The sequence below is a fragment of the Longilinea arvoryzae genome, assembly GCF_001050235.1.
GTDB classification, from domain to species: Bacteria; Chloroflexota; Anaerolineae; order Anaerolineales; family Anaerolineaceae; genus Longilinea; species Longilinea arvoryzae.
This window is the reverse complement of sequence record NZ_DF967972.1, coordinates 797,519-814,540: the sequence shown is the minus strand read 5'-3', so window position 1 is coordinate 814,540 and position 17,022 is coordinate 797,519. Positions and strand designations below refer to the sequence as shown.

16 protein-coding genes and 1 riboswitch are annotated in these 17,022 nt (G+C 54.5%); of the genes, 11 read left to right on the top strand and 5 right to left on the bottom strand.

All coding sequences use genetic code 11. The features are described 5' to 3' along the window. Window positions 1-98: 98 nt before the first annotated feature. Together LARV_RS03655 and LARV_RS03650 are read right to left on the bottom strand one after the other, a co-directional pair. Complete coding sequence (locus LARV_RS03655; protein WP_075072362.1) at window positions 99-314, bottom strand: hypothetical protein; 216 nt, start codon at window positions 312-314, stop codon at window positions 99-101. A 183-nt stretch (window positions 315-497) separates the two neighbouring features. Next, on the bottom strand, window positions 498-803 hold the full coding sequence (locus tag LARV_RS03650) for a hypothetical protein (protein ID WP_075072361.1): 306 nt from the start codon (window positions 801-803) through the stop codon (window positions 498-500). Window positions 804-1,307: 504 nt separating this feature from the next. Here LARV_RS03650 and LARV_RS03645 point away from each other — a divergent pair. Then, entirely contained in the window at window positions 1,308-3,323 is a 2,016-nt protein-coding gene (locus LARV_RS03645; RefSeq protein ID WP_075072360.1) for an ATP-dependent nuclease, read from the top strand. A gap of 10 nt (window positions 3,324-3,333) precedes the next feature. Beyond that, window positions 3,334-5,127 carry an ATP-dependent helicase gene (locus LARV_RS03640; RefSeq protein ID WP_075072359.1) on the top strand — a complete coding sequence of 598 codons (1,794 nt, stop codon included), beginning with the start codon at window positions 3,334-3,336 and terminating at the stop codon, window positions 5,125-5,127. A gap of 74 nt (window positions 5,128-5,201) precedes the next feature. On the opposite strand, the gene LARV_RS03635 is transcribed toward LARV_RS03640, so the two are convergent. Then, a complete protein-coding gene (locus LARV_RS03635) occupies window positions 5,202-5,753 on the bottom strand; it encodes a GNAT family N-acetyltransferase (RefSeq protein WP_075072358.1) in 552 nt (183 codons plus the stop codon). Window positions 5,754-5,909: 156 nt separating this feature from the next. Here LARV_RS03635 and LARV_RS03630 point away from each other — a divergent pair, with 156 nt between their 5' ends. The 5 genes from LARV_RS03630 (at window position 5,910) to LARV_RS03605 (ending at window position 10,887) form a co-directional block, all read left to right on the top strand. Further along, complete coding sequence (locus tag LARV_RS03630) at window positions 5,910-6,272, top strand: HNH endonuclease (protein WP_075072357.1); 363 nt, start codon at window positions 5,910-5,912, stop codon at window positions 6,270-6,272. A gap of 282 nt (window positions 6,273-6,554) precedes the next feature. Then, window positions 6,555-7,742: a DNA double-strand break repair nuclease NurA gene (locus tag LARV_RS03625; RefSeq protein ID WP_075072356.1), complete on the top strand. Its 1,188-nt coding sequence runs from the start codon at window positions 6,555-6,557 to the stop codon at window positions 7,740-7,742. Next, window positions 7,735-8,337 carry a hypothetical protein gene (locus LARV_RS03620; RefSeq protein ID WP_075072355.1) on the top strand — a complete coding sequence of 201 codons (603 nt, stop codon included), beginning with the start codon at window positions 7,735-7,737 and terminating at the stop codon, window positions 8,335-8,337. The genes LARV_RS03625 and LARV_RS03620 overlap by 8 nt, the downstream gene beginning before the upstream one ends. 50 nt (window positions 8,338-8,387) lie before the next feature. Then, window positions 8,388-8,822 (top strand): four helix bundle protein, encoded by a 435-nt coding sequence (locus LARV_RS03615; RefSeq protein WP_075072354.1) that lies wholly within the window; start codon window positions 8,388-8,390, stop codon window positions 8,820-8,822. Window positions 8,823-9,138: 316 nt separating this feature from the next. Then, window positions 9,139-10,887: a helicase HerA domain-containing protein gene (locus tag LARV_RS03605; protein WP_075072352.1), complete on the top strand. Its 1,749-nt coding sequence runs from the start codon at window positions 9,139-9,141 to the stop codon at window positions 10,885-10,887. 131 nt (window positions 10,888-11,018) lie between these two features. Here LARV_RS03605 and LARV_RS03600 read toward each other — a convergent pair whose 3' ends face one another. Then, window positions 11,019-11,441 carry a hypothetical protein gene (locus tag LARV_RS03600; RefSeq protein WP_075072351.1) on the bottom strand — a complete coding sequence of 141 codons (423 nt, stop codon included), beginning with the start codon at window positions 11,439-11,441 and terminating at the stop codon, window positions 11,019-11,021. 222 nt (window positions 11,442-11,663) lie between these two features. Continuing rightward, a riboswitch (FMN riboswitch) is annotated at window positions 11,664-11,796 on the top strand. 157 nt (window positions 11,797-11,953) lie between these two features. On the opposite strand from LARV_RS03600, the gene LARV_RS03595 reads away from it, so the two are divergent. The 3 genes from LARV_RS03595 to LARV_RS03585 all read left to right on the top strand — a co-directional run bounded on the left by LARV_RS03595 (window position 11,954) and on the right by LARV_RS03585 (window position 14,793). Beyond that, window positions 11,954-12,748 (top strand): ABC transporter permease, encoded by a 795-nt coding sequence (locus LARV_RS03595; protein ID WP_075072350.1) that lies wholly within the window; start codon window positions 11,954-11,956, stop codon window positions 12,746-12,748. Window positions 12,749-13,048: 300 nt separating this feature from the next. Further along, the gene (locus LARV_RS03590) at window positions 13,049-14,035 is read left to right on the top strand and encodes an ABC transporter substrate-binding protein (RefSeq protein WP_075072349.1); all 987 of its coding nucleotides are present in this window, start codon (window positions 13,049-13,051) and stop codon (window positions 14,033-14,035) included. Then, window positions 14,035-14,793: an ABC transporter ATP-binding protein gene (locus LARV_RS03585; RefSeq protein ID WP_075072348.1), complete on the top strand. Its 759-nt coding sequence runs from the start codon at window positions 14,035-14,037 to the stop codon at window positions 14,791-14,793. Before LARV_RS03590 ends, LARV_RS03585 begins: the two co-directional genes overlap by 1 nt. A 174-nt stretch (window positions 14,794-14,967) precedes the next feature. Here the strand turns inward: LARV_RS03585 and LARV_RS03580 are convergent, their stop codons facing one another. Next, a complete protein-coding gene (locus LARV_RS03580) occupies window positions 14,968-15,675 on the bottom strand; it encodes a DinB family protein (RefSeq protein WP_075072347.1) in 708 nt (235 codons plus the stop codon). Window positions 15,676-15,778: 103 nt separating this feature from the next. On the opposite strand from LARV_RS03580, the gene LARV_RS03575 reads away from it, so the two are divergent. Then, window positions 15,779-16,996, top strand: coding sequence for a winged helix-turn-helix domain-containing protein (locus LARV_RS03575; protein ID WP_075072346.1), 1,218 nt, complete (start codon window positions 15,779-15,781; stop codon window positions 16,994-16,996). Window positions 16,997-17,022: the final 26 nt, after the last annotated feature.

Genomic DNA, 17,022 nt, shown 5'->3' with positions numbered 1-17,022 from the left:
ATATTCAGGATGAACAGGCCGATGGTAAGGGCAATTCATGAATTGCCCTTACCACCGGTTGAATCTGTAGTAACGACGTCAGTCGTTCTTCTTTCTTCTTAATGATACAGCGCCTTCAGGGCCTCGAACACCAAGAACGCCGGCCAGACCAGCGCCTTGAGGAAGCCCAGCACGCCCAGCCAGAATGTGGTGGCCTGCCCGATGAAGTACACGCAGGCGCCGATGAAGCCCAGTCCGTACACTGCTCCCGACGCGCCGTCCTGGCGGACGACCCGGGTGCGGGTGTGTCCGTGTTCGCAAGATTCAGTAGACATGGTTGATTCCCTTTCGTTGAGTTGACTTGTCATGATTCAATATACGTGAGGATGGGGAAAGGGTTGTAAGCGCCTGGCGTCGCACTTCGCATCGCCCGGCAGCTTCTTCAGCGAGGGCAGCAAAGGCATGGAGAAGGCGGGCAGCAGCGACATGGCTGACTCCTTTCGCGCGGGAGCAGGGTGTTACCGGATGGCGATAAAGGTGGCGCCGGGGGTTTCGTCGACCGGGCATTGATCGGGATGTTCGAAATGAAAAATCAGCCCGCAGTGTGGGCAGACGAAATAGTCCCCTTCCAGGTCCGCGTGGTGCAGCAGCCCCTGGCGGAGAAGCGTATCGCGGACGGTTTCGCTGGCGACCAGGACGCGGAAGAGCTTGGCTAGTTGCGGAAAGCCGGCCTCTTCGGCGCGCCGGATATAAGGCACGAAGCGCTGCCCCATTTGCAGCTCATCGAAGCAGGCGGAAACGAGTTCTTCGACCGTCACGGACATGGCGCCCTCCTTCTACGGGAAACGAGGGGGTGGTTTCTGAATATATTATGCGCCGAGAGCGGAGTTTTTTCAATTAATCATTTCAAATTCGGTTATAGCGACGGAGGTGGCAACAAACGCACCAGGAGATGGACACGTCAAGTGAGTAAGACGGTAAAAAGGTGCGGAAGCAGAGGTTACCAATGAGGCGTAAACTGCGGCAGTGAACGCGGTGGTGATTTTGTTATCTTATAAGAGAGGAATGAAACTTAGGATAAGAACAATTAAAAATGATCCAAAAATCAGCTTGACATCGTTGGTATAGGTTATAGAATGATTAAAGTTAATACTATTGACAAATGTTAATGTTCGTTTATAAAGTTAAAGTCAAACTTATAAGCAATCGCGTAAATTTATGTAACCCTTTAATTATTTTAATGAGTTTGTTTATAGATAACAAAATTCCTAGAGAAAATGGGGTTTGAAATCTGGCAACCAGTCTGATTAAGCTATTTGAGAGGAAAAATGTATCTACAAAAAATCGCTATTAAAAATTTTAGATGCTTTGATGAAACTGGGATTGTTTTCACATTTCAGCCAGGTGTAAATATCATAATTGGTGAAAATAACTCAGGCAAATCGTCCCTAATTGATGCGCTTAGGATTGTGTTTAGCTTGGGGATAGGGAAAAGAGAAATTTTTGTTACTACCTCTGATTTTCATCTTGATGAAAATGGAATCTATGCGAGTGAAATATCTTTTGATTTGAATTTTATTGACTTGAATGAAGATGAACAAGCTGGGTTTTATGAATTGCTCGTTGTAGAAGGAGCTGTTTTTACTGCACAACTACATATCAGGGTAAAAAAGGAATCTACTAAAGGATTTGAAAAAATAAATACTCAGATATGGGGTGGAGAAAAACAAGGTCAGCCTGTTTCTTACGGCACTTTAGAATTCATAAATCATTATTACCTTGGGGCTTTACGTGATGCGGAAAGTGATTTGCGTCCAGGCAAGGGTAGCAGGATTGGAAAGCTTGTTAGAAAGCTGATAGAAAACGATGATGAAAAAGAGGCAATACTAGCCCATATAAAAACGGCAAATCGAAAAATTTTAAACGAACCTAAGGTGAAACAGGCAAGCACCGTAATAAATGATCATCTTCTTGATATTGAAGGGAACCGGCTAAAGCAGAATATCAATCTGGGGCTGGTTTTACCTGATTTTGGTAGGGTTACCGATTCTTTACGTGCATTACTTCCACCCAATAATAATAAAACAAAAGCAGTTCTAAACCAAAAAACATGGCAATCAATGATTGCACAAAATAATTCACTTGAACAGATATTGAATGGAAAAATAACAGTAGTGGGTAATAGTGTTTATATTTCTATAAGTGAGTTGTCCGAACAAGAAAAAGAAAATATTGGCCTCGAAATTTATTCGGAAATATTGGAGCATACTATTTATTTTGAGCTAGATCAGAATGGTATGGGGTATAACAATCTGATTTATATGGGAACAGTACTTGGTGACTTACAAGAATTAAAAAAGGTCGAAACATGTTCATACAACACTCTTCTTATTGAGGAACCCGAATCCCATCTGCACCCTCAATTACAAAATTTGGTGTTTGACTTTTTCAAGAGGGTTTGCTCAAATCAAAATGGAGGAGCAGCCCCAAACTCAGTTCAAGTCTTTGTAACATCGCACTCACCTACTCTTGTATCAAGAGCTGATATTGATAATATTCAACTGATTAACCACAATGAGGAAGATAAAGTAATTGTAACTGGACTAATAAATTGTCCCCTCCTTCCGGATCAAAAGGATGACTTACGACGATATTTGGATACTACCAAATCTCAGCTCTTCTTTTCTAGAGGCGTAATATTTGTAGAAGGAATCTCTGAAGCGTTATTGCTGCCAATATTTGCAAATCGCATGAATAGAAGGTTAGATCAAAATGCAATAGAGGTAGTAAACATATCTGGAACCGCCTTTGAACCTTTCGCACTTCTTTTCAACGATCCAGATGAAAATAAAAGAATTAACATTCGATCTGTGATTATGACTGATGATGATCGTTGCACCTCAAAGGATGATGTAAACAGAATTACTGATGAAATGAGTCCTGAAGAGATATTGACAAAGTTACCAAATGGGCATATTTCTCCAAGAGCAGAAAGAGCCCAGAGTCTGCAAAATGAAAACCTGTTAGTGAAAATGGCATATAAGACTTTTGAATTTGAGTTAGCACAAATCGATCTAAATCTTCCTGTGCTTTTATCAGCACTTGATCCTATTCATCCAAGGAAAACGGCTGAATTGAGAGGATTATTTGCTGCAATCGATGATCCTAGTCTCAAAGCAATTTATTTTTGGCAAGCTTGTAAAGATACAAAGGCGGAGTTTGCTCAAAGGCTGGCTACTATACTCAACAAACGAAATCAGCAAGGTAACTTCGTCACCCAATTTACAATTCCGCAATATATTATTGAAGTTATCGAACATGTAGCCGTGATAGAAACAGATTAAAAAGGTTAGCATGGTTATTTTATCACCCGAACAACTACCGGCAGTAACTAGAGCAGGAAAATTTGTTGTAATTGCTTGTCCTGGAAGTGGAAAGACTCTCACTGTTTCTACTCGTTTCATGCGAAGAATGAAGGATTGGAAAAGACAATCATCAGGTATCGCGACTCTATCGTTCACAAATGTGGCTCACTCTGAAATTAGCGGTGATCTTATAAACGATGGGTTTAGTCCCTCTCCTCCGTTTCCACATTTTCTTGGAACAATTGATCATTTCATAAATACATTTATATTTCTTCCATTCGGTCATCTCGTTATGGGCTGTTCTGGTAGGCCTAATTTAATTGGAATGGGAAGCAATGTATGGAATCAAAAAGAACTCAATTTATATTGGGGAAATCAAAAATGTTATTCATGCAAGTTGGAGAATTTCTCATACGACATTAATGGCAGACTTATTGGTGGATTAGTGAATTGTCCTTTTGATTTTACTCATTGTCGGATCCTTAAAAATAGATTCAATAGAATGGGACTTGCAACTCAATCGGATGCTGAATATTTTACAATGAGAATTCTCGAAAGGTATCCCGGAATTGCCAAATCTCTATCAACTCGTTTTCCAGAAATGATCATTGATGAGGCTCAAGATACATCTGAAATTCAAATGAGGATTATCGATTTGCTCGTAATGAATGGCCTTTCAGAGGTCATGCTAGTTGGTGATCCAGATCAAGCAATATATGAGTGGAGAGACGCAAGACCTGATATATTCATGAGAAAAACAAGTCAATTGGAATGGCAAGAACCATATTATTTGGATCAGAATCGGCGTAGTTCACAGCTAATTTGTAACTTAACTAAGAATTTTTCAAGTTCACTGCGAAATATATCACAAGCAATAGGAACTGATGCAAATTTCAGTTTGCCCCCAAAACTAGTGACATATGATCCAAATCATTTATCAACCATAAAGAATGATTTTATCAATTTATGTGAGAGGCAGGGATTAGAGATAAAACCATCTGAGATATCTGTTTTAGTTCGGACAAATAGGCAATTATTAAAATTAAGAGATATTATTGATATGGGTGATCCTTGGAACCATGCTATTACACGGCTACTCGCTCAGGTTGCATATTACCGCGATAAAGGCGACATTATCAGATCTCACAACTCATCAGAAGCTGCATTAGTTCGGATATTATTTGGAGATCGATATATCTCTAAATTCGATCTGGAAAATCAAATAGAAGCGAGAAACCTAAATCCGGGATGGCCTTTAGGTATATGGCAAATTATGAAATTACTCCCAAATTCTGGTGATGCACTTAGGTTATGGTTGATAAATGGGACACGAAAACTTCATGAGTGGTTTGATGCCCATCCTAGTTGGAGAGAGGTTGACAGAGGTAAATTAGATCTTAGTATAAAACAATACCAAGTGATGAATCGCCATAAATTTACCGCCTATTACGATGAACCCGTTTCTAAACTATTTTCTGATCCAGAATCTGTTGTCGATGGAATTACTATTGAGACCATTCACGCCGCGAAAGGAAAAACATACGAAGCCGTCTTATATATTGTAAATGACAGCACCAGAGGAGGGGCGAAAGGAAATATTACCCAAATAACAACAAATGATTTGAATAATGAAGAGGTCAGAACTGCATATGTGGCAATGACAAGACCCAGGAAAATATTAGTAATTGGCGTTCCGATTGGAACACAAGAGAATTTGCTTCGGAATAGATTTCCAGATTGGATGATTGATCAATTAAATATTCCATTACAAGATTTTGGCTAATTTCGAGTCCCGCTGTCGCCGGTCTCCCGACCGCGCGACCTTCCTAAACCGCGGCCTGAACAGCTCATTTCCGATCAAGCCTTTCCCTTTTCGAAAACCATCTCATACCGGACATACTTCCGCACTTCCCCCGCCTCTTCCTCCTCCAGCACCCCCACCCTCTCGAACCCCAGCCGCTCCAGCAATCCGCACGACGCCGCGTTCTGCGGGTTCGGGTACGCGTCGATCAGGCGCAGCCCCAGCTCCGCAAAGCCAAACGCGATCACGCCGCGCGCCGCCTCGCTCATGATGCCTTTACGCTGGTACTCCGGCAGCAGCTCGTAGCCCAGCTCGGCGGCCTCTTCGGCCAGGCGAAAATTCCACAGGCAGATCGTGCCGATCAGCGTGTCCGGCTCGCCGATCGACGCGATGCACCAGGTCAGCGACTCGCGTGTGCGGTTGTCGGTCCTCAGCGCCTCCAGCTTGGCCAGCGATTCGGCGTACGTTTTGGGTCTGGCGTAGTAGTGGCTGACGATGGCCGGGTCGTATTTGATGCGGTGGAATTGGGCGATGTCGGCCGGGCGCAGTTCGCGCAGCAGCAGCCGCCCGGTGTGCAGGATGGGAAAACTCAGTGCGGAATCGTCCATAGTGTCTCCATTGTACAACGCGTGGAATCGATTGATTTTCACCTTTGGCAGGTTGCCTATTTCCTACCTTTTGTGCTACATACGTAGTATTCGGAATCATTTATTTTCACATCGATAGTGCTTTTTCAAACGAATAGGTCTTTCAGGAGGCGTTCCATGCCCAAATTCGATGACGCCCTGCGAGGTTATGCATACACGATCCTCCTCCGGGACGGTTTCAAATGCCGCTACTGCGGCGCGGACGGCACAAAATCCTTCGACACCTGGCTCTCACTCTCCTGGGATCATTTGCTGCCGAAAGGCCATCCTAATCGCGACAATCCGGACTTCATCGTCGCTGCATGCAACTTCTGTAACACCGCAGACAATCATTTCTTCGAGCATGCCGCCGAACGCGGTTTACAATTCGACGGTATGACGCAAGAGGAACTGGTTGCCCAGCGGTTACCATATGTGTTGGAAACCCGAAAAAAGTATCGCAAATTTTGGATAGAGAATGTGATTATGAAAGCCGGATAAATGCGTTCAAAGGAATAGGGATGCATTATGAATTCTTCTTGAATTCAATGAACGAATCTTTACCATCGGCATATCAATCAGAAATCCGATGGCGGCGGTTTGGAATGTTGGGTTTCGTTCCGGTATAGGTCCAATCCGGGCATGGGCTCACGCCACTCAACCCAACCTACGCGGCGGCTCCTTCCGAATACCCATACCGCATACCCCATACCTCATCAACGCATACCTCCTCCCCAATTCACGCTATAATATCCTCAAACATTTGTTCCATCCGAGGCTGCCATGCCCGTCAATTATCAGGATATCAAGCGCCAGATCCAGGAAAACGCCTCGCAGGCCGGCCTGAAGCAGCGCGAGCTGACCGACCGTTTGGAGAAAGCCAGAGCGCTGCTCCGCCAGTATGCCGGCGAGCTCGATTTCCTGCAGCAGCGCGTCGAGATTGCCGCGCGCCAGTTCGGCCTGCGCTGCGCCCGCCCGCTCACCGAGCCGCTCGACTTCCACGCCGGCCCGCCCACCGGGCACGCCCGGCCGGTGGTGCTGGCGGCGGACGGCTCGCAGGTGACTCCATCGCGGCACGACGAGGTCATCTTCGGCCTGATCAACGTCGGGCTGTTCCGCATGGGCGGCGGCGGGGCGCCGAGCGAATCCGTGGAGGGGCACCTCTTTAGCGACGACGAGCTCTACCCGGCCCAGGGCGGCATGATCGACGAGGACCTGGTGGCGCTCAAGCGCGACCTGCGCGAGCGCAATTTCCTGCTGGAGAAGGCCAGGCAGGAGGATGATCTGGTGTTGGCGCTGGTCGACGGGCCGCTGCTGTATCGCAAGCCGCGCGACCTGGCCGGCGCAAACGCCGACAAGGCGGTGAAGGACGCCTTTGCCGATTTTCTGGCCGTCTCGGACGAGATGGCCAGGCGCGAGATCGCCATGGCGGGCTACGTCGACAAGCCCGGAGCCGACCTGCTGGTGCGCCTGCTCGAACTGGCCGACGCGCCTGCCGATGACCTGGCGAATGCCAGGGACCACCGCCCGTTCAGGCGCGTCAGCGACGTGGCCCTGTTGGGCAGCCTGCTCGAACCGGGGCAGCGTTCGGCGGTCTTTGCCCTCGAATCGACCGACGCGCGCGAGTTCAGCGAACCCGCCCGCCCGCACTTTTTCTACATCAACGTCGGCGCTGCCAGACCCTACCTGGCGCGCGTCGAGATCCCGGCCTGGGCTGCCGAAGATGCGGCCGTCACCGGCGCGATTCACGCCGTGCTGCTCGAGCAGTGCCGCATGATGGGCCCCAGGGCCTATCCCTACGCACTGCACCGCGCCCACGAGATTGCCGTGGTGACTTTCGAGGAGAAGCGCCAGATCGGCGACATGATTGCCTTCGAACTGCGCAAACAGGGCATCGAGCCGGAAGGCGGCTCGCACAAACAAAACGCCAAGAACGCCATATCCGGCGGAAAGGGAAGATACAATGGCTGAAATCGAGATTGGACGCCTGCTGCGCTCGGGCATCACCGGCTGCGTGGTGGGCTGCCGCGTTTCGCAGTTGAGCGCGCCGGCCTTCGGCGACCTGGTGCGCATCCCGCTGGCCGATGGGCTGCAGGTCTTCGGGCTGATTCACGACATTCACATCGACGACGACGGGCTGGTGCGCCAGTTGGTCACCTCCGACGCGATCACCGAGGAGGTCATTCGCGACAACCGCGAGAACCGCAACGTGCCGGTCGAGGTGAGCGTGTTGTTCGTGGGCTACGAGCAGGCCGGGGCCGTCTCGCACCTGCTGCCGCCGCGCCCGCCGCTGACCCTGGACGCGATCTACCCGTGCAGCGAGGCCGAGCTGTGCCGCTTCACCGCCGCGGGAAGGTTCGGATACTTCCGGCACGTGCTGCGAGCCGCCGAGCTGCCCATCGGAGAACTGCTTGCGGCGCACATTCAGAAGACGGCTGCGGCGCAAAAGGCATGCGGAAATGACGAATGGGTCAACAAGGCATCCCAAGAACTCATTACGCTATTACGGGACGATTATCCGACGTTGAACAGTGTCCTGGGAGCGCTGGCGGATTGCAAGATCTGAAGAATTGCTGAATGATGAATGCTGAATGCTGAATGACAGGAGGGGCATGGATGAATGATTTAGTATCGAGAACGAAACAGTTCAGCCTGCGCATCATTCGCCTGGTGCAAAGCCTGCCGCGCTCGTCCGTATCCAGCGTCATCGGGAAGCAGTTGCTGCGTTCGGGCACATCGGTGGGCGCCAATTACCGCGCCGCCTGCCGCGCCAAATCGCGCGCTGATTTCATCGCCAAAATGAACATCGTCATCGAAGAGGCCGACGAATCGCTGTACTGGATGGAACTGCTGTGTGAGGCCAAGATTATTCCGCAAGATCGTCTGTCCGACCTGATGAACGAAACCGACCAACTGATTTCGATCTTCACCGCCTCGGTCCTCACCGCCCGGGAGAAAATGGTCAAAGAGCCAGACCAGGGCACATACGAAACGCAATCTCTCGACATGCAACCAACGTCTGTCGATACTTCTGAATTTCTACCAGATTGACAACGGCCAAGAGGTTATCCATGAACTCAAACGAGAACATTTCCTCTTTCATTCATCATTCATCATTCAACATTCAGCATTCTCTCGTTTATTCAGGTTGATCGCGGCCGAAAGGTAAACCATGAACACGAACGAGAACATTCCCTCTTTCATTCAGCATTCAACATTCAGCATTCTCTCGTTTATTCAGATTGATCGCGGCCGAAAGGTAAACCATGAACTCAAACGAGATCATTCCCTCTTCCATTCAGCATTCATCATTCAACCTTCAGTATTCTCTCGTTTATTCAGATTGATCGCGGCCGAAAGGTAAACCATGAACTCAAACGAGAACATTCCCTCTTCCATTCAGCATTCAGCATTCAACATTCAGCATTCTTCGATCGGCTATATCGTTGGCGGCGCCCTCAAGGATACCCTCTCCGTTCGCCTCACCGTTCCCGCCCAGTCCGTTCAGGAGGGTGCATTCGTCGTCATCGAGTCCGGCGACTGGTGGTTCTACGGCCTGGTCACCGATTTGCAGCTTGGCTCCACCGACCCGCGCTTCGCCGACGAACAGTCCGAGGCGCGCCTGCCCGTCTGGCTGGCGGCCCAACTCCACGGCCAGACGCTCTACACCAACCTGGCCGTCCTGCCGTCGCTGATGGTCGACCGCGGCCCCGACCCGGCCGCCGACCTGGCGCGCTACGACGAATGGGTCAAGACCCACCCCGAAACGCCGCGCCCCATCCCCATCAAGACCATCCCATCCCACCACGCAACCGTGCGCTTGGCCGACCCGAATGACATCGAGACCATCTTCGGTAAGACCGGCGAGCCCGGCAACTTCGTCATCGGCACCACCCGCGAGCAGGGCCACCCCATCGTCCTCGACCTCGTAAAGTTCGTCCAGCGCTCCTCGGGCATCTTTGGCGCAACCGGCACCGGCAAATCCTTCCTCACCCGCATCATCCTGGCCGGGTTGATCCAGTACGACAAGGCCTCGGTGCTGGTCTTCGACATGCACAACGAATACGGCTACGAAGACATCGCCTCGGATACCAAAAAGGCCGTCCCCGGGCTGAAGACCAAGTTCGGCGCGCGCGTGCGCGTGGTTGGGCTGGGCGCCGGCGCCATGATCCACAACATGCCGCCCGATTTCCACCTCGAGATTGCCGAGCGCGACATCACCCCGGCCGACGTCGAGATGCTCACCCGCGAGCTCAATCTCAAGGAGACCACGCCCACCACCCTGGATGCACTCTACCACTCCTTTGGGCCCAACTGGTTCCACGAGTTCCGCAAGATGAGCCAGGGCGAAGTGGTCGTCGACGAGGAGAGCGGCAAGAAAGTGCCTGCCGCGGGCAGCGTCGAATTCTGGGCGGCCGAGGCCGGCGTCAACGAAATGGCCGCGGCCGGCCTCAGAAGCAAGCTCAACCGCCTGTTCAACCTGCCCTACATCGTCGAGCAGCCCGCCTCGAACGGCCTGAGTGAGATCATCAAGGCCCTCGAAGCCGGGCAGCACGTCATCCTCTCCTTTGGCGATCACGAATCCGACCTGGACTACCTGCTGGTGAGCAACCTGCTCACGCGGCGCATCCGCGAGCGCTGGGGGGAGCTGACCAACGCCTTCCGCAACCAGAAGGGCCGCGAGCCGCGCCCGCTGGTCATCGCCGTCGAGGAAGCCCACAAGCTGCTCAACCGCGAAATGGCCGCCCAGACCGCCTTCAGCACCATCGCGCGCGAGATGCGCAAGTACTACGTCACCCTGCTGATCATCGACCAGCGCCCCTCGCAGATCTACGACGAGGTCATGTCGCAGCTCGGCACGCGCGTCACCGGCTGGCTGGGCGACGACGCCGACATCGCCGCCGTGCTCTCGGGCCTGGCCGGGCGGGACGCGCTGCGCGGCATGCTGGCCCGCCTGCAGCCCAAGGAGGAGGTGCTCATGCTGGGCTGGGGCACGCCCATGCCCATTCTGGTGCGCTCGCGGCGCTACGACGACAAATTCTGGCAGGAGCTGCTCGGCAAAAACCAGCCCGGCGCGAAGAGCAAGGACGAACTGCTGCGGGATCTGGGATTTTAGGAATGCTGAAGGATGAATGTAGAATGCTGAATGAGAAAACACATCAAGGCGCGATTCCAGAGAAGGATAGCGATGATCCCAATGGAATCGCATGCAGATGGGCCGGGCATTCTCCGTTATAAGCCGGGGCCCTACTCCATGACCGCCTTGATCCCGCGGATCAGATCGTCCTTTTCCAGACCCACGTGAATGATCTTATCGACGGATTCATAATTGATCACTTTGAAACCCGTTGGGTTGCACAGGCTGTCCATTTCGAGCTGGATTTCGATCCGGCGGCGCAGCGTGTGGTGCTTGTCATACGGATCCGAATGCGTCTCTTTCGGGCCTGCGAACCAGGCCACATGACAGCAATAGCTGCGTGAGCAGTCGCTGTCCTTTACCCAGACGCCCGGCCGGTGGGCGGCAATAAAGAGATCCAGAATTTCGTTCACCATGGGATCGTATTTGCTGTAAATGGCGTCCCGCTTAGCCATTCTCTGTCGATGTTCATCGCCCAGTTCAGTGATATCCTCGTCCGGTTTGACCCTGATTTCCGAAAAAGGGTTGCTCATGATTAATCTCCTTACCCGCACTGAATTGGAGACCGTTATATTCAGTATACAGACATCGCGTTCGATTATTCCTAGGAATAAATGAAGGGTTGATCCGGAATACGGTATCCGGGATTTTGGTCTCCGGTTCACGCATCTCCGAATACCGATGCTACGAATACCATTTCCTTCAACTATTGACACTCCCATGCCACCGGACTATACTTATTTTTGACAATCGCATAGTACCTTCGGGGCAGGGTGCGGGACAAAATCCCAATTCCCGATCGGTGGTGATAACCCACGAGCGCGCTCTTGCGCACGATCTGGTGAAATTCCAGGGTCGACGGTATAGTCCGGATATAAGAAGGATCGAGATTTGGCGTAAACGCGCCTGGTCAAATTCGCCCCGGAACCTTGTGTTTCGGGGTTTTCATTGCAACCAGCCGGGAGCGGAATCGCAACCGTCTGCCAACCTGCCCCGAGTCTGTCTTGTGGCAGGTTTTCTATTGCATGCGATAAGGAAGGTTGGGATGGATCTCAGTTTGAAACGGGATTACAAAAGCACAACGCCGCGGCTGATCCAGCGCCATAGCGGATGGGTCGCGCCCGTTTCGGTGTTAGTTGTGCTGGGGGCGTGGGAAGCGGTCGCGCGCTGGGGCGGGCTGCCGGCCTTCATCCTGCCCTCACCGGAGCTGGTCCTGCAGAAGCTGGCCCAGACGCTTGCCGACGGGACGCTGGAGCGCCACACACTGGTCACGCTGGGCGAGGTGCTGGCCGGGCTGGCGACGGGCGGCATCCTGGCCATGGCCCTGGGGTACTGGCTCTCGCGCTCGCCGCTGGTCGAAAAGATCCTCTCGCCCTACCTGGTGGCCAGCCAGGCCGTGCCGGTGGCGGCCATCGCGCCGCTGCTCATCATCTGGTTCCCGGGTGTGACCGCCAAGGTGCTCATCTGCGCGCTGACCGTCTTCTTCCCGGTGCTGATCAACACCCTGGTCGGCATGCGCGCCGTCCCCGAAAACCTGCGCGACCTGATGCGTTCGCTGCACGCCACGCCATCCCAGATGCTGCGCTACCTGGAACTGCCGGCCGCGCTGCCGGTGCTGCTGGGCGGGCTGCGCGTCGGCGCCACGCTCTCGGTCATCGGCGCGGTGGTGGGCGAGTTCGTCAGCTCAGACCGCGGGCTGGGATTTTTGATCAACATCGGGCGCGGCCAGTTCGACACCGCCCTGGTGTTCGTGGCCATCTTCGCGCTGATGGTCATGGCCATGTCGCTCTACGGAATCATCGTGCTGCTCGAGAAACGTCTGCTGAAGTGGCGGAGTTAAGAATGCCACAGAGGCCACAGAGAGCACAGAGCCAAGAACACAAAGATTTTAAAGACAAGAAGAAAAAGCGGCCTTTGATGTACAGAATTGGTTTTCTCTTTCAAAAAATGTTCTCCTCTTTCTTTTCAATTCTCTGAGGACTCTGTGATCTCTGTGGCTTTTTTCCTCTTTCATTCTCTGTGGCTCTTTCCCCCTCTTTCATTCTCTGAGGACTCTGTGATCTCTGTGGCTTTTTTTCCTATTTCATTCTCTGAGCCCTCTGTGATCTCTGTGGCTACCTCTTATTTCAAAGGACCCTTCATGAAGAAATTGATTATTCCCCTGGTGTTGCTCTCCCTCCTGGCGGCCTGCGCGCCGCAGGCGACCACCGCCCCGACGGCTGCCGCGCAACTCACGCCGGTCAGCCTGCCGGTGGGCTACATCCCCAACGTGCAGTTTGCGCCGCTCTACGTCGCCATCGAAAACGGCTACTTCCGCGATGAAGGTCTGGACGTGAGCATCGATTACAGCATGGAGAACGACAACCTGGCGCTGTTGGGCGCCAACAAGCTCCAGTTCGCCATCGTCTCCGGCGAACAGGTGCTGCTGGCGCGCGCCCAGGGGCTGCCGGTGGTCTACACCGCCGCCTGGTACCAGCAGTATCCGGTGGGCATCGTTGCCAAGCAGGAGCAGGGTATCAAAACGCCGGCCGACCTGAAAGGCAAGAAGATCGCCGTGCCGGTGCTCTCGGGCGCCAGCTACATCGGCCTGCGCGCCCTCCTGAGCGCCGGAAAGCTGCAGGAAAGCGACGTGCAGCTCGACGTGGTGGGCTTCACCCAGGCCGAAATGGTCGCCACCGACCACGACCAGGCCGGGGTGATCTACCTGGCCAACGAGCCGATCCAGCTTGCCGCGCAAGGCTACAGTGTAAACGTCCTGCGCGTGTCTGATTACCTGTCGCTGGTGGGCAACGGCTTGGCCACCAGCGAGAAAGTGCTGAAGGAGAACCCCGAGCTGGTGCAGAAGATGGTCCGGGCGATGCTGAAGGGCATCCAGGCCAGCATCGCCGACCCGGGGGCAGCCTTCGAGATCAGCAAGAAGTACGTCGACAACCTGGCCGAGGGCAACCCGGACGTGCAGCGCCAGGTGCTGGCGGCCTCGATCGAAGAATGGAAGACCGACCGCCCGGGTTACTCCGACCCGCAGGCCTGGGAGAACATGCAGTCCATTCTGCTGGAGATGGGGCTGCTCAAATCGCCGCTGGACCTCAGCGCGGCCTATACCAATCAGTTCGTACCGGAGCCGTAATGAGCGAACCGGTTGCAGAATTGCCTGTGGTTCAGGTGCGCAGCCTGGGGGTCACCTTCGAGGATGACCGGGGCGGCCTGCAGGCGCTGCGGGGCATTAATTTCGACCTGCACAAACAGGAATTCCTGTGCGTGTTAGGACCCTCCGGCAGCGGTAAGACGACCCTGCTGCGCGTGCTGGCCGGGCTGCAGGCGCCCAGCGTCGGCGAGGTCAAGCTGCATTTTGCCGGGCAGCCGCGCGTCAGCCTGGTGTTCCAACAGGCCAATTTAATGCCCTGGCGCACGGTGCTGCAAAACATCACCCTGCCGCTGGAGCTGGCCGGCGTCGAAACGGCGGCGGCCAATGCGCGCGCCGCCGAGCTGGTGGAATTGATCGGCCTGCAGGGTTTCGAAAACAACTGGCCGCGCGAACTTTCCGGCGGCATGGCCCAGCGCGTGGCCCTGGCGCGCGCCTTTATCGAGGATCCCGAATTGCTGCTGCTGGACGAGCCCTTCGGCGCGCTGGACGCCCTGACGCGCGAGAAGATGGGCAGCGAACTGCTGCACCTGTGGCAGAAACACCGCACCACCGTGCTGATGGTGACGCACTCGATCAGCGAAGCCCTGCTGCTGGCCGACCGGGTACTGGTGCTCACCGCGCGCCCCGGCCGGGTGGCCTTCGACCTGAATGTTGATCTGCCGCGCCCGCGCAGCGACGAAATGCGCTACACGCCCCGCTTCGCCGAACAGCAGAAATTGCTGCGCGGGGCGATCGAGTGAGAAGAAGGGTATTGGGTGTTCGGTATTCGGTATTGGGTATTCGGTATTGGGTATTCGGTATCCGTGATTGGTCAAATCGCAATTTGGTAGGAGCTGGAAAACTTCTTATTCACCCCACGGGTCGACGACTACCGAATCAACGACTACCGAATTGACGAATACCGAATCAAAAATCTACTTCTCCCTGACCAACTTCAGAATATGCCCAATATGATCGCGCTCGTGCTGCAGCGTTCGGCGCAGCATCTTGCGCGGCGACCAGAACTCGCCTTCCCTGCCGACCACGCGGTCCATACCAGCCAGGCCGGGCAGCACGGCTTCCAACTGCTTGCGCACCAGCGGCAGGCGTTCGAAGGGATCCTTGGGCACCTGGTCGCGGGTCAGGCCGGCCAGGTCCAGGCGGTCCATATACCACCATTCGGCGCCGGCCACGTGGTTGAGTACGCCGCGCACCGCCCAGCGCTCACCGGGCTGCTTTTCTTCCATGGCGGCCTGGGATGCCCCTTCGATGGCGGCCATGAGTTCGGCGCGGTTCCAGCGCAGCATTTGCAGCGCGTGCTCGATTTCCTCCGCGCGCAGCGGACGCCAGTCATCCCGAAACCAGGCGTTGACCTCATAACCGTCGGCGCATTCGTTCAAATCGTCATCGACGAAGTAACACTGCCAGGTATCCACCAGGCGCACGTCGATTTCGCTCAGGTCAGGCAGCCAGGATGGGCTGGCGTGGGCCTTGATCCAGGCCTCATAGGCCACCAGCGCCCGCGGCAGGGCCACCAGGGCCGCGCTGCCGTCGGCGCCGTCGGCGTAACAACCCGGAAAATCCAGCGCCCAGGCGATCGAATGCCCGTCGGCGCCATTTTCCAATCCCACACGGATGAGCATGTTGACACCTCATGTAGAAAAAATCTGTAGAAATACTATACCATAGGAATAATCATGTATAATCAAGCTCTAGAACTTTATTTCTAGCACTCCGCGAGGTCTAATGTTCACCCTGTCCCTCTCTGCCGCGCGCAACCTGGCCCTGGCCGCCCAGGGATTGCTCAGCCCACCGCCCGCCCCGGCCACGAAAACGGACGTGCTGGATGCCATTCGGCGCATGGGTGTGCTGCAAATCGACACCATCCACGTGGTGGCGCGCAGCCCCTACCTGACACTCTTCACGCGCCTGGGCGATTACGATCCCAACTGGCTGGACGAACTGTTGGCCGAAGGCCGCCTGTTCGAATACTGGGCGCACGCGGCCTGCTTCCTGCCCATCGAGGATTATCCCCTGCAGCGGCGCACCATGCTGAATGGCGTGCGCGGCTGGTACGACGCGCCGAAGTGGATTGAGGAGCACGCGGATCTGGTGAACGGCATCCTGGCGCGCATTCGCGCCGAAGGAGCGGTGCGCTCGGCCGACTTCGAAAATCACAAACCCTCCGGCGGCTGGTGGAACTGGAAGGAAGAAAAAGTGGCCCTGGAGGTGCTGCACACCACCGGCGAGCTGATGATCGCGCGGCGCGAGAAATTCCAGCGCGTGTACGACCTGCGCGAACGCGTGCTGCCGGGTTGGGACGATGCCAATGCGCCTTCCGCGGATGAGGTTCGCCGCGAACTGGTCCTGCGCAGCGTCGAAAAACTGGGCCTCGCGCGCCCCAACTGGGTGTGGGACTACTACCGCCTGCCGAAAACCGGCCTGTCCGCCCTGCTTCGCGAACTGGCCGCCAGCGGCGAACTGATCGAAACCGCCGTGGAGGGTTGGGAAAGCCCGGCCTACGTGCATCCGGTCAACACAGCCCTGCTGGAGCAGGCTCGCAACGACGCGCTCCAGCCGACCTACACGACCCTGCTCTCGCCCTTCGACCCGCTGGTGTGGGACCGCGTCCGCGCGCGCGAGCTGTTCGATTTCGATTACATGATCGAATGCTATACGCCGGCCCCCAAACGGCGTTACGGTTACTTCTCCCTGCCCATCCTGCGCCGCGGCGCGCTGGTGGGCCGCCTGGACGCCAAGGCCTACCGCCAGGAAGGCCGCTTTGAGGTGCGCAGCCTGTACTTCGAGCCCGATGTATCCGTGGACGACGGACTGCTCGATGACGTCGCCGGAGCGCTGTTGCGCTGCGCCGCCTGGCATAAGACGCCCCGGGTGGAAGTACAGCGCAGCCAGCCGGAAGAGGCACTCGAAGTGCTGAAGAAGAGGGTGAAGCGTGAAGAGTGAAGCGTGAACGGTTCACTCTTCACGTC